Source organism: Acinetobacter sp. SwsAc2 (assembly GCF_013391465.1).
Taxonomy (GTDB): Bacteria; Pseudomonadota; Gammaproteobacteria; order Pseudomonadales; family Moraxellaceae; genus Acinetobacter; species Acinetobacter johnsonii.
The window spans coordinates 18458-31521 of the sequence record NZ_JACBEZ010000005.1 but is presented as its reverse complement, the minus strand read 5'-3'; the positions used below and the strand labels follow the sequence as shown (position 1 = coordinate 31521).

11 protein-coding genes are annotated in these 13064 nt (G+C 41.3%); 8 read left to right on the top strand and 3 right to left on the bottom strand.

Annotation, left to right across the window (positions count from 1 at the left end; all coding sequences use genetic code 11):
- Positions 1–13: 13 nt before the first annotated feature.
- Together HYI04_RS03655 and mnmG are read right to left on the bottom strand one after the other, a co-directional pair.
- Positions 14–1822 (bottom strand): SEL1-like repeat protein, encoded by a 1809-nt coding sequence (locus tag HYI04_RS03655; protein ID WP_005400672.1) that lies wholly within the window; start codon positions 1820–1822, stop codon positions 14–16.
- 94 nt (positions 1823–1916) lie between these two features.
- The gene (mnmG, locus tag HYI04_RS03650) at positions 1917–3797 is read right to left on the bottom strand and encodes a tRNA uridine-5-carboxymethylaminomethyl(34) synthesis enzyme MnmG (RefSeq protein WP_005400671.1); all 1881 of its coding nucleotides are present in this window, start codon (positions 3795–3797) and stop codon (positions 1917–1919) included.
- A 253-nt stretch (positions 3798–4050) separates the two neighbouring features.
- On the opposite strand from mnmG, the gene HYI04_RS03645 reads away from it, so the two are divergent.
- From HYI04_RS03645 to purD, 8 genes are all read left to right on the top strand, one after another.
- Positions 4051–4401, top strand: a complete 351-nt coding sequence (locus HYI04_RS03645; RefSeq protein WP_058869877.1) for a hypothetical protein — start codon at positions 4051–4053, stop codon at positions 4399–4401.
- A 137-nt stretch (positions 4402–4538) separates the two neighbouring features.
- Positions 4539–5426, top strand: coding sequence for a bile acid:sodium symporter family protein (locus tag HYI04_RS03640; RefSeq protein WP_148825809.1), 888 nt, complete (start codon positions 4539–4541; stop codon positions 5424–5426).
- A 44-nt stretch (positions 5427–5470) separates the two neighbouring features.
- On the top strand, positions 5471–6352 hold the full coding sequence (locus HYI04_RS03635; protein ID WP_159152833.1) for a bile acid:sodium symporter family protein: 882 nt from the start codon (positions 5471–5473) through the stop codon (positions 6350–6352).
- A 114-nt stretch (positions 6353–6466) separates the two neighbouring features.
- On the top strand, positions 6467–7369 hold the full coding sequence (gene prmA, locus HYI04_RS03630; protein ID WP_004696394.1) for a 50S ribosomal protein L11 methyltransferase: 903 nt from the start codon (positions 6467–6469) through the stop codon (positions 7367–7369).
- Between the two features lie 18 nt (positions 7370–7387).
- On the top strand, positions 7388–8287 hold the full coding sequence (locus HYI04_RS03625; RefSeq protein WP_159152834.1) for a DUF3426 domain-containing protein: 900 nt from the start codon (positions 7388–7390) through the stop codon (positions 8285–8287).
- A gap of 380 nt (positions 8288–8667) precedes the next feature.
- On the top strand, positions 8668–8937 hold the full coding sequence (gene fis, locus HYI04_RS03620; RefSeq protein WP_001086304.1) for a DNA-binding transcriptional regulator Fis: 270 nt from the start codon (positions 8668–8670) through the stop codon (positions 8935–8937).
- A gap of 90 nt (positions 8938–9027) precedes the next feature.
- Positions 9028–10602 (top strand): bifunctional phosphoribosylaminoimidazolecarboxamide formyltransferase/IMP cyclohydrolase, encoded by a 1575-nt coding sequence (purH, locus tag HYI04_RS03615; RefSeq protein ID WP_159152835.1) that lies wholly within the window; start codon positions 9028–9030, stop codon positions 10600–10602.
- A 128-nt stretch (positions 10603–10730) separates the two neighbouring features.
- Positions 10731–12014, top strand: coding sequence for a phosphoribosylamine--glycine ligase (gene purD, locus HYI04_RS03610; RefSeq protein ID WP_159152836.1), 1284 nt, complete (start codon positions 10731–10733; stop codon positions 12012–12014).
- Between the two features lie 40 nt (positions 12015–12054).
- Here the strand turns inward: purD and HYI04_RS03605 are convergent, their stop codons facing one another.
- Positions 12055–13026, bottom strand: coding sequence for an AraC family transcriptional regulator ligand-binding domain-containing protein (locus tag HYI04_RS03605; RefSeq protein ID WP_228276865.1), 972 nt, complete (start codon positions 13024–13026; stop codon positions 12055–12057).
- Positions 13027–13064 lie beyond the last annotated feature (38 nt).

The following is a 13064-nucleotide window of genomic DNA, read 5'->3' as shown; positions in this document are numbered from 1 at the left end:
AAATCATCCGCGTTTATTTCTTCCAAAATTGCCACTTGCTACGTTTAGGCCGCTTTTCTTCAATACGCACCAATCCCTTGAGTGCTTCATTATTGATTCTGTCATACATTTTAAAATATTCAGGATTCAACTGTTCTCCGATATATTCAGGCGTATACGATGTACAAGGTTTTCGTAATGAGCGCTCATACCATTTTTGTGCGACGTCTAAATCTGCATTAAAATAGAGCCCTTTTTCATACAAATAACCAATTTTACATTCCGCATATTGGTCTTTCTGATCAGCCGCTTTTTGAATCCAATACACGGCTTCTTCCAAATTTTTCTCAGTGTACAAGCCATTTAAATACCAATAACCCACTTGGTACTGTGAAGATGCCTCACCTTTTTGGGCATTCAATAAAAATAGTTTGAAGAATAGTTGTTTGGATTCATCCATATGCAGAAATGAATCAATCTTTCGGATTTGTTCATTAACCTGATCAATTGAGTAGTCCCGTGCATTTTTGAGAACATGTTGAGCCTGTTGCAGTGGACTTTCTTCAGTAAAGGATGCTATTAATTGCATTGCTTCTGCCTGCATCTCATCTATCCCACTGATACGCGCATCCAGTACGACATTTAAATGTTTTCGAGCCAATTCGAAGTCTTGCTCAACACCTCGTCCTTCTAAATACATACGACCCAAACTTAAATCTGCCGCTATGACCTGACCTGCTACTTGTTGATACAGTCCAATTGCCATATCTAAATCAAGTGGTACACCTAAACCATGCTCATACTTATCCGCTAAATTATTGATCGCAACGGGATTACCCAGATCGGCAGATTTTTGATACCAATAGACACATTGTTCGTAGTCTTGTTGAGTCCCAATACCATCTTGATGCATCCAGCCTAAATGATAATAAACATTTGCCAAAACACCTTTTTCAGTTTCAGGTGCTTGTGATGCAATTCGATGATACAAATAGAATGCTCGTGCCAAGTGAATCACATGTTCGCTCACCACACCATAATTTGGATAAACTGAATTGACCAAGAAACACGTTAACCAGCCAAAACGATAATAAGCCGCCAACCCCAATGTGGCTGCCCAACACCCCTGTTCAGATGATTGTTCCAAGAGCTGCAAACTTTTTTGTAAATCTTGTTCAGTGCCTTGACCTCGTGCATAACATCCCGCCAGCTGATATAGCGCAATGCTATCCATTTTGGACGCGGCTTCTCGATACCAGTTAAAACTTCCTTCCAGACTTTTTTGTAAAATTCCGCCTATGAATAATTGCTGCGCTAACTGACACATCGCAGGGCTATAACCCGACTGAGCAGATTGACGTAGTAAATCAATATAGAGCTGAAACTCACGCTCTTGATAGGCTTTATCTGCCAAATAATATTGATAAATACCCCGATATTGCTCGGTTTTATCTCTAATTAATTGAAGGATTAACGCTCCATGTCCGGTTTCATGCTCAGAGAAATACTCAATACGTTCAATCAATCCCAAACTTTTAGATACTTGCTCAATGGGTAGAAACCATCGTGTAATGGTATAGAGTCCCGGAACATCTTTCATTTTCACAATGTCAGAAGATGGCTCAGGATCTTCGGGTCGAACCAATGCTCTCAGCATCTGCATAGGAGATTCAGCTTCTGGTGGCATTAAATTTACCCCAACAAGTTCTCCATCATTGGTTTTAGCAACCTCCCAAACTTTCATAATAGCTTGATCAAATTGATAAAACTCACCACTTTGATTGAGCCAGATAACCACATCACCCGCGCGAATATCTTCTCCACTTTTATAATGTAATGACATAATTCACCTTATTTTTTATTGTATATTACCCCTGCGCAGATTTTACCCAAAAAAAAGCCCGCATAAAGCGGACTTTTTCAATAACTTTCAAATATTAAGCAGATTTTTTCGCTTGTGCATTTTTACGGATCGTAATCATGATCAATTGCACTGCTGCAGGTGTTACCCCCGGAATACGATTTGCTTGAGCCAATGTCTCAGGACGTACATCTTTCAATTTTAAAGTAATTTCACGAGATAAACCTGAAACAACATCATAATTAAAATCGGCTGGAATTTTAGTTTCTTCCAAACGCTTCATTTGCGCAACGTCTTCATGCTGACGGTTAATATAACCTGCATATTTCACCGCGATTTCAATTTGATCGCCCACTTGTGCAGACACTTCTGAACGTGTGAGTTCCGCAATTTGAGCAAATGAAATATTCGGACGTTTTAACAAATCAATCGCAGAACACTCTTTCGATAAATCCGCACCTGTCATTTCGACAAACTTTTTACCCATCGGGTTATTTGGTGCAGCCCAAAGGTGTTGTAAGCGACCAGTTTCTTGTTCAACGGCTTCCATTTTTTCACAGTAAGCTGCCCAACGCACATCATCCACCAAGCCCATTTCACGACCCACTGGCGTTAAACGTTGATCCGCATTGTCTTCACGTAGCATCAAACGATATTCGGCACGTGAAGTAAACATACGGTACGGTTCTTTCGTACCGAGCGTAATCAAGTCATCTACCAATACACCCATATAGGCTTCATCACGTTTTGGTGTCCATTGCTCTTGATCCCACGCACGACGCGCAGCGTTTAAGCCTGCAAGCAAGCCTTGTGCACCTGCCTCTTCATAACCTGTCGTACCATTAATTTGACCAGCAAAGTACAAGTTATTAATGGCTTTGGTTTCTAAAGTAAACTTCAATGCTTGCGGGTTGAAATAATCGTACTCGATAGCATAGCCCGGACGTAAAATGTGCGCATTTTCCATCCCGCGAATTGAACGAACCAGCTCAAACTGCACATCAAACGGAAGTGAAGTTGAAATACCATTTGGATAAAGCTCATGTGTATCTAGACCTTCAGGCTCTAAGAATACTTGGTGTGAGTCTTTATCGGCAAAACGGTGAATTTTGTCTTCAATGGATGGGCAGTAACGTGGCCCCACACCTTCAATAACACCAGTGTACATCGGTGAACGGTCTAAACCGCCGCGGATGATGTCATGGGTTTTTTCATTGGTATGGGTAATATAACAATTCACTTGTTCAGGGTGCATAGATGCATCACCCATGAATGACATCGTCGGTGATGGGAAGTCACCCGGCTGTGGAATCATCACAGAAAAATCAACCGAACGCGCATCAATACGTGGTGGCGTACCTGTCTTTAAACGACCCACTGGCAAATTCAATTCACGTAAACGGTGTGCCAGTGAAATTGAAGGTGGATCACCTGCACGGCCGCCACTTGATTTTTCAAGACCAACGTGGATTACACCACCCAAGAACGTCCCTGCGGTGAGTACAACTGTTTTCGCATCAAAGCGAATACCCGTTTGAGTTACAACGCCCTTTACAGTATCACCCTCAACAATCAGGTCGTCTGCGGCTTGTTGGAAAATATCGAGATTTGCTTGGTTTTCTAAAGTGTCACGAATCGCGGCTTTATAGCGAATACGGTCTGCCTGAGCACGTGTTGCACGAACGGCTGCACCTTTACGTGAGTTTAGGATACGGAACTGAATACCACCTTTATCGGCAGCCAATGCCATTGCACCGCCCAAGGCATCAATTTCACGCACCAAATGCGATTTACCAATACCACCTATTGCTGGATTACAGCTCATCTGCCCTAAAGTCTCAATATTATGAGTTAAGAGTAAAGTCTGTCGCCCCATACGTGCCGCAGCCAATGCTGCTTCTGTACCTGCGTGACCGCCGCCGATAACAATGACATCGTAAACTTTAGGATAATGCATAGTGGTAAAGGAGATTAAAAAATGATAACGAAAGATTATAGCAAATTTTCGATTGTAAGTTCACAGATTCCGTGGAATTTATTGTATATGCGGTGCTGTGCTTACTGCACCAGCGCTAGGTTTATGTAATTTTACTTGCAGAGCAGTAGCAAAAACTCAACAAAGGATGCGTTTTGTTACCTGAAAAGCCTTGTATTAATTTGATCATTTTTTATCCTATAAGTTGATCATACAACAACCAAAGGTAAGCATTATGAATAAGAAGATTCTTTTTTCATCCATTCTCTGCGGTTTATTTTTTTCGCCTTTTGTATCAGCCAACGACAAAGTTGAAAAGGTCTATGATAGTCAACGTTATCAACAAGTCTGTAAAGGCAAGTCACAAGGAACAGCGGTTAGTTTTGCCTATCGAGGTATTATTTGGAATGGTACCTGTGAACCTCAATTTTTCCCAAGCTCAAAAAATGCCAATATTCATGGTGATGAAGCTGAGTTAGCCAGCATTTGCCAAGGCGACTCAAAAACGACATCAATCAATATCGAAGGTAAAGAAATCAAAGGCAAATGTGCCCTTGGTTTTGTAGCACCTAAACCAAGAATGTAATCAAAACAACTTAAAGCTCATGCTGTATTAAGGGTGAAAAATAGTCCATTTTTTACCCTTTTTTCTACCTTGTAAATTATTGAATTCTGTATACACTCAAAAACACAAAAGATAAAAACGAATAAAAAAGGGATTCCATGGATTCGGAATTGTTTACAGTTTTTTTGCCTTTGACTTTGGCCTTGATGATGATGGGTCTTGGTTTACACCTACGCCCAGCTGATTTTTATCGCCTCACACTGCATCCCAAAGTCATTTTCATCGCGTTATTTTCACAGTTGGTACTGCTGGTGGGCATTGCGTTCCTCATTTGCCAATTTTTAAATTTAGCGCCTATTTTCGCGATTGGTTTGATGCTCGTTGCAGCCTCACCAGGTGGGCCAACATCAAACCTATTGACCTATTTATTTAAAGGTGATGTTGCGCTCAACATTACTCTTACAGCCACGAACTCCATCATTTCAACACTGACCCTTCCTTTTATTATTAATTTTTCACTGATGTACTTTCTACAAACATCACAACCCGTTGACATGCCCGCCATGAAAATGATGAAAGTTTTTTTCATCACTTTACTTCCAGTCAGTATGGGCATGTTTTTACGTTATTACTTTCCAAAACTTGCCGACAGATTAAACCGCCCAATGCGTATTTTGTCTGCAAGCTGTCTTCTTTTTATCTTTTTTCTCGCACTGTACTTAGAGCGACATAATTTTGTTGAATATGTGTTTGAGATTGGGCCAGCCGTAGCCTTATTCTGCTTCTGTAGCATGTTTATTGGTTTTTTTGTGCCACATCTGGCCAATATTCCAGAAAAACAAGCCTTAACCTGCTCTTTTGAGATCACCATTCACAACACCGCACTTGCCATCACGGTTGCCTTGTCAGTCTTAGGCAACACCGCCATGGCCATTCCTGCCGGTATTTATTCTATTTTCATGTTTGTATTTGCTGCGTTATTAGGCTTATTAATCTCGCGAAGAAATGACAGTTTATTTTTGAAGAAAGAGACCGCAGCTGAATAATTTCACGGTCATGATTTATATAATTTTAAGGAGAATATACACCTATGGACTCAGGAATGATAACGATTATGTTACCCCTAGCTCTTGCCATCATCATGATTGGTTTGGGCTTAGAGTTAACCCCGAAGGATTTTGCACGCGTCAGCAAACATCCCAAAGCAGTATTGGTTGCTTTATTTTGTCAGTTGGTACTTCTTGTTGGGATTGCCTTTGTAATTTGCAAAGTACTCAACTTACCGCCACTGCTTGCCGTCGGCTTAATGCTCTTAGCAGCTTCTCCAGGTGGTAGTACTGCAAACTTATTTAGCTATTTGTTTAAAGGTGATATTGCGCTCAATATTACCTTAACAGCCATTAACTCCGTTATTGCAGCGTTTACCTTGCCGCTAATTGTCAACTTTGCCATTCAGTACTTTATGCAGGATGGACAACACGTCAGTATGCAGTTTAGTAAAATCTTGCAGGTATTCTCGATTATTCTTATCCCCGTCTGTATTGGTATGTTGATTCGCCACTATGCACCTTCTTTTACCAAGAAGCTGAATAAGCCATTGCGTATTTTTTCTGTTGTATTTTTGGTCTTAATCATTGTTGGAGCAATAGCCAAAGAACGCGCACATATTCTGGAGTATCTGACTCAGGTCGGTTTAGCCACCGTCATTTTCTGTATTTGTAGTTTAATGATTGGTTATTTTGTACCGAGACTACTGGGGATCAACAGTGCTCAAGCACGGGCTTGTGCCTTTGAAATTGGCATTCATAACAGCACCCTTGCCATGACCATTGCACTCACCGTGATGGCCAGTACCACCATTGCCATGCCTGCAGCGGTCTATTCTATTTTTATGTATATCTTTGCTGCCATCTTTGGGACATTACTCAACCGTTATGACCCATCGGTTCAAACCAGCACAGAACAAGCCTAGAACACATGTAGGTCTAAGGATGCTGCGGCATCCTTTTTTATTTTGAGGAATGCTGTCGAACTGCCCCCCGTTCCGCTACAATATTTATTTATACATAAATATTAGGTTATTCCTGTGAAGTGGTTACAAATTCATATTACGGTTGATCAAGCGCAAGTCGATTTTACTGAAACCCTTTTAGAATCTTTGGGTGCAGTCAGTGTCACATTAGATGATGCAGAAAACCAAGACTTACTTGAACCACTTCCAGGTGAAACGCCACTTTGGAATAAAGTCATTGTGACAGGTATCTATGCGCAAGAAGACGACGAAGAAATTGATGTCAATGCATTAGAAACGTTTATTCGCACTCAAATGCCTGATGCACCGATGCGTAGCGAATTTCTTGAAGACCAAGAATGGGAACGTACATGGATGGATGCCTACGAACCAATTCAAATTGCTGACAAATACTGGATCGTTCCTGAATGGATGGAAGCACCAGAACCAGATGCAGTCAACATTAAACTTGATCCAGGCTTAGCGTTTGGTACGGGGAACCATGCATCTACTTTTCTTTGCCTGCAGTGGTTAGGTAAAACTGATGTTAAAGATAAAATCGTGATCGACTATGGTTGCGGTTCAGGTATTTTAGGTGTTGCTGCTCTACTCCTTGGTGCAAAAAAAGTCTATGCCACAGATATTGATCCACAAGCAATTTTAGCCACTGAACAAAATGCGGCGCTCAATGGCGTGGCTGAGAACCTTTATGTCGGCTTACCAGACGAGTTCAATTTAGAGCTGGCTGACCAAAAAGCAGATGTCTTTGTTGCAAATATTTTGGCAGGCCCGCTTATGATGTTAGCGCCGGAATTCGCAACTTTGGTCAAATCTGAGGGAGAGTTCGCACTTGCAGGTGTAATTGAAGAGCAAGTTTCTGATGTTTCTAGTGTTTATTCTGAGTTTTTTGATATATTAGAGGTCGAGAAACGTGATGAAAACTGGTGCCGAATCTCGGGTAAACGCCACACCCTTTAAATGAACTCTTAATACACTATGAGCGACAAACAAACCTCTTGCCCTAAATGCCTAACCATCTACAAAGTAAGTGTTGCGCAACTCACTGTTGCGCAAGGTATGGTTTGTTGCCCAAAGTGTTCGATGACCTTTAATGCGCTCTCGCATTTAACCACGGGTCATACTTTTGACACAGGTGAGAAAAAATCAGCGAATCAGAATGACATGAGCATGTCTTCAAATTCAGCATTTTCCTCTCCTCGTGTAGACAGCATTCATTTTGATTTATCACAATCTGCTGCGCTTTCAATGTCGACATCAAATTTACTTGATATTTTCAACCTGAAAGTTGAGCACTCCAACATTGACCTCAAAACCTATTTAAACAATTTAAACTATTTTAGTACCGACCCGATTGGTAATTATCCTGCCATGAATTTGGCAGACAACAATCCAGCGAAACCGCAAAAAAGCCCGATGTACTATATGCTTTGGGGTATGATTAACTTCAGCTTATTGGCTTTATTGTGTTTCCAATACTTATGGTTTAACCCACATATCCTCAATAACAGCCCCGCATTAGGTGCAACCTATAATAAAATTTGTTTCGTACTGAACTGTAGCAGCCTACAAGAACGTTATAGTCTGATCAGCATTAATAAATTAAAAGTAAAACGTGTAGACGCACAGAAAACTCAATTTTCAGGTGAACTGATCAATTATCATGACACCAGTCTTCCCCTACCAGATCTTAAGGTCATTTTAAAAGTGGATGGTGAAGTCGATTCAACCTATCAACTACATGCAAATGAATATTTGATTGATAGTCTCGTTGGAATCAAACGAATTCCTAAAAATAGTCCGTTCAAATTCAAATTTAGCCTGCCAGTTAGCCGTAAAAGCTTCAATCATTACAGTTTAGAAATAGTCCAGCCCTAAAATTTAAAAAAAATGTAAAAAAAGTGAAAAAAAATGCAGTTTTCTTGCTCACTTTTTCTTAGACAATGGTATGATACGCGCCACAAAAGCTTAGTGCTGCAATCTCCTCAGTCTTTTAATACAAATAGAACATCAGCAAAAATGCGCGTTATCGAAATATCGCGTATTGAGCAGATTTTTTTGTTTAAAAAAGGTCGGTAACAAATATTTAACTATTGTTACGCTTATATTTCGACCAACTTAGCGATATTGTGGCATGCTAAATGTACAGTTTTAGAACTAGTCGTTTTAGGATCTAAAACGAAGTTCATTTTAATTTTAGACCACTTTATATATGTCACTTTACCCAAGTGATATTTAGATTTTTCGGATTACTTCGCATGAATAGCAAATCTCCTATTTTTACTGCACAGTCTGATGTCGCTCTTCGTATTCACGTAGATCGCGCAGTTCGCCACTATTTTGCACAACTGCAAGGCGAGCAACCATCTCAGGTCTACGACATGGTGCTGGCAGAAATGGAGAAACCTCTTCTATCTGTAGTTTTAGAATATACCCGCGGTAACCAAACACGTGCTGCGGAGATTCTAGGACTTAACCGTGGAACTTTACGTAAAAAGTTAAAAGCTCACGGTTTAATGAGTGAATAAATGATAAAATGCTTGCGGCTTCCGCGGGCATTTTTTTTACCTGCTATTTTTGACTTTTTGTTTTAATTCTTGATAACTGTGACGAAGATCATGACCATTAAACGCGCTTTAATCTCTGTTTCCGATAAAACTGGCATTGTAGAGTTCGCTCAAAACCTTGTTGCTCTAGGGGTAGAAATTTTATCTACTGGCGGTACATATAAGTTGTTAAAAGACAACAATATCGCTGTAGTTGAAGTTTCAGAGCATACGGGTTTCCCAGAAATGATGGATGGTCGTGTAAAAACGCTACACCCGAAAATTCATGGTGGTATCTTAGCTCGTCGCGGTCTAGACGAAGCTGTGATGGCTGAACACAATATTGATGCGATCGATCTTGTGGTTGTGAACCTTTATCCATTTGCTGCAACTGTCGCTAAACCGAACTGCTCACTTGCAGATGCGATTGAAAATATCGACATCGGCGGCCCAACCATGGTGCGTGCTGCTGCGAAAAACCATGCTTCTGTCGGTATTGTGGTCAATGCTACAGACTATGACACTGTTATTGCTGAGCTAAAAGCAAATGGTGCTTTGTCTTACGAAACTCGTTTTGACTTAGCCGTTAAAGCATTTGAACATACAGCACAGTATGATGGCATGATTGCTTCTTACCTAGGCGCTCGCGTAGGCAAGGAAGAGGGTCAAGCAGACAAGTTTGCACGTACCTTCAATACACAATTAAATAAAGCTCAAGACTTGCGTTATGGTGAAAACCCGCATCAATCAGCAGCATTCTATGTAGAAAGTACAGCAACTGAAGCCTCTGTTTCAACAGCGAAACAACTGCAAGGTAAAGAACTTTCTTATAACAACATTGCAGATACAGATGCCGCACTTGAATGTGTGAAATCATTTGCAAAACCTGCTTGTGTCATCGTTAAACACGCAAACCCATGTGGCGTTGCGGTGTCTTTAGATGGTATTCAAGCGGCATATGACTTGGCTTATGCAACAGATCCTGAATCAGCTTTCGGCGGCATCATTGCATTTAACCGTGAATTAGACGTTGCAACTGCACAAGCGATTGTTGACCGTCAGTTTGTGGAAGTGATCATTGCTCCAAGCATTGCTGAAGGCGTACTTGAAGTCACTGGCGTGAAGAAAAATGTTCGTGTTCTCATTTGCGGTGAATTACCTGCACTTGATGAGCGTGCGCCACAATTGGACTATAAACGCGTCAATGGCGGTTTATTGGTTCAAGATCAAGACTTAGGCATGATCACCAAAGATGATTTAAAAGTCGTGACGAAACGTGCACCGACGGATGCTGAGATTGATGACTTGATCTTTGCATGGAAAGTTGCGAAATACGTAAAATCAAATGCTATTGTTTATGCTAAAGGTCGTCAAACCATTGGTGTAGGCGCAGGTCAAATGAGCCGTGTTAACTCAGCGCGTATTGCTGCAATTAAAGCGGAACATGCAGGCTTAGTGGTTGAGGGTGCTGTAATGGCGTCTGATGCATTCTTCCCATTCCGAGATGGTATTGATAATGCAGCGAAAGCAGGCATTAAATGTATTATCCAACCAGGTGGTTCAATGCGTGATGAAGAAACCATTGCTGCTGCAGATGAAGCAGGTATTGCGATGGTCTTCACGGGCATGCGTCACTTCCGTCACTAAGTGATAGATGCAGACCGTAATGACAAAGTCATACATGTGGTTTAAAACAGATTTCTAAATCTTACATAAAGTCCTCTCCTTCTTAGGCTGAGGACTTTATGTCATTTCGATTCATGGAGTATGAACCGATGAACATTTTAGTTTTGGGTAATGGCGGTCGTGAACATGCATTGGCATGGAAAATCGCGCAAGATGAAAAAGTTGCAAAAGTTTTTGTTGCACCAGGTAATGCAGGAACTGCAACAGAAAACAAATGTGAAAATGTTGCACTCAACATTTTAGACAATGCTGCAATTATCAACTTTGCAAAAAATAATGCAGTAGATTTGATTATTGTGGGTCCAGAAGCACCGCTGGTAAATGGTGTAGTGGATGCTTGTCGCGCGGCAGAGCTTCAAATTTGGGGCCCAACTCAATTTGCTGCCCAGTTAGAAGGCTCAAAAGCCTTTGCTAAGCACTTCTTAAAACGCCACAACATTCCTACTGCGTTCTACGATGTATTTACTGAAGTCGATGCAGCGAAAGCATTTGTTGAAAAAAATTGCGCGCCAATCGTGATCAAGGCCGATGGTCTTGCTGCGGGTAAAGGCGTGATTGTAGCCATGACCAATCAAGAAGCTTTTGATGCGATTGATGACATGTTGGCGGGCAACAAGTTTGGTGATGCTGGTTCTCGTGTTGTGATCGAAGAATTCCTTGCGGGTGAAGAAGCGTCTTTCATTTGTATGATTGATGGCGACAACATCTTACCAATGGCAACATCTCAAGACCATAAGCGTATTTTTGAAGGCGACCAAGGTCCAAATACGGGCGGTATGGGTGCTTACTCTCCTGCTCCTGTGGTGACTGCAGATGTATTTGAAAAAACCATGAATGAAGTGATGCGTCCTACCGTTGAAGGTATGAAAAAAGACGGTCACGTTTATACAGGTTTCTTATACGCAGGCTTGATGATTGATGAGCAAGGTCAACCAAAAGTGATCGAGTTCAACTGTCGTTTTGGTGACCCTGAAACTCAGCCGATTATGATGCGTTTAAAATCATCATTGGTCGATCTGGTTGAAGCTGGTATTGCAGGTAATCTTCCAGCAGAAGCTGAATGGGATGAACGCAAATCAATTGGTATTGTTCTTGCAGCAGAAGGCTACCCAGAAACTGTTCGTCAAGGTGACGTAATCTCTGGTCTTGGTCAATCTCCTGAAAACACAAAAATCTTCCATGCGGGCACAACAATGAGTGCTGACGGTCACATCTTGACTGCGGGTGGTCGTGTTTTATGTGTCACAGCTCTTGGCGATACTGTACTTGAAGCGCAAATCAATGCTTTAGAAGTTTGTGGTCAAGTTACATTTACTGGTATGCAATATCGTACAGATATTGGCTACCGTGCTATTGCACGTGAAAATGCTTAAAAGCATTCATACTGTAAAAACCCGCTAAATGCGGGTTTTTTTATTGCAAACCGCTGCGAAGCTTTTTTAGCTGTCTCGGTGTTACACCAAACCAATTTTTACAAGCACGGCTTAATGCTGACTGCTCGGAAAACCCCAGTACAGAAGCGATTTGGCTCATCGATGCTTTTGAGTCAGCTAAATATTGCAACAACAACTGTTGTCTGAGTTTATCTCGAATCTGCTCAAAGCTAGTACCCTCTTCATCCAATTTACGTTGTAAGCTTCGAGGATGCATCGCAAGCATATTTGCAATATCTGTTTTCTTGGCCTTTGGACCCGATAAATGAATGCGTATCGCATGTCGAACACGATCGCTAAATAAACCTTGATGACTCCGAAAACTCCGCTCCAGATAGCTGTCTAAAATTTCACGTAAGCCATGATCAATACTATCTAAAGTAATATTCAACATATCTCTGTGGAAATACAAAGCTGCATGCTGTTGATCGATCATGACTTCGGTATGAAAAAACCGTTTATACACATTTAAGGGAGCAATTGGACTGTGCGGTAGTGCAACTCGGAGCGGCTGATAACGCTCACCACTCAAATAACGTAGAACCCGATGACACACAGCAAGCCCCATATCCATGGTTTGTCGTTTACTTAAAATATGTGTAGCGTCATGGAGCTGAATATCAAAAATAAGTTCAACAATATCCGAGTTGGATTCAAATACATCTGTGCTAACACGATCATTAATATATAAACGTAAAGCAGAACCATGTAAAAACAGTAAATCTGAACTGTATTTAATCACCTCACGAAGTGTCGATGCACTTTGCAAGATCAGCCCAAGTACGCCCAAAATGCAAATATCTTGATACTGAGAGATCCGCATACCTAAATCGGCACAGTTGGCCTGTTGCGCACTTTCTTCTAGAAGTTGAATGAGTGCTGTATGCGAAATCCATGCATTGTCATCTTGTAATTGTGCAAGTTGCATTCCATGCTTGGCCAACAACGGCATTGCGTCAGCACCCAGTTGTGCATTACCTTTAAATAGCC

What these genes read in the sequence shown, in the direction of transcription:
- HYI04_RS03655 (WP_005400672.1), bottom strand. Translation starts at nt 1,822, where the DNA reads ATGTCATTACATTATAAAAGTGGAGAAGATATTCGCGCGGGTGATGTG.
- mnmG (WP_005400671.1), bottom strand. Translation starts at nt 3,797, where the DNA reads ATGCATTATCCTAAAGTTTACGATGTCATTGTTATCGGCGGCGGTCAC.
- HYI04_RS03645 (WP_058869877.1), top strand. Translation starts at nt 4,051, where the DNA reads ATGAATAAGAAGATTCTTTTTTCATCCATTCTCTGCGGTTTATTTTTT.
- HYI04_RS03640 (WP_148825809.1), top strand. Translation starts at nt 4,539, where the DNA reads ATGGATTCGGAATTGTTTACAGTTTTTTTGCCTTTGACTTTGGCCTTG.
- HYI04_RS03635 (WP_159152833.1), top strand. Translation starts at nt 5,471, where the DNA reads ATGGACTCAGGAATGATAACGATTATGTTACCCCTAGCTCTTGCCATC.
- HYI04_RS03625 (WP_159152834.1), top strand. Translation starts at nt 7,388, where the DNA reads ATGAGCGACAAACAAACCTCTTGCCCTAAATGCCTAACCATCTACAAA.
- fis (WP_001086304.1), top strand. Translation starts at nt 8,668, where the DNA reads ATGAATAGCAAATCTCCTATTTTTACTGCACAGTCTGATGTCGCTCTT.
- purH (WP_159152835.1), top strand. Translation starts at nt 9,028, where the DNA reads ATGACCATTAAACGCGCTTTAATCTCTGTTTCCGATAAAACTGGCATT.
- purD (WP_159152836.1), top strand. Translation starts at nt 10,731, where the DNA reads ATGAACATTTTAGTTTTGGGTAATGGCGGTCGTGAACATGCATTGGCA.
- HYI04_RS03605 (WP_228276865.1), bottom strand. Translation starts at nt 13,026, where the DNA reads ATGCCGTTGTTGGCCAAGCATGGAATGCAACTTGCACAATTACAAGAT.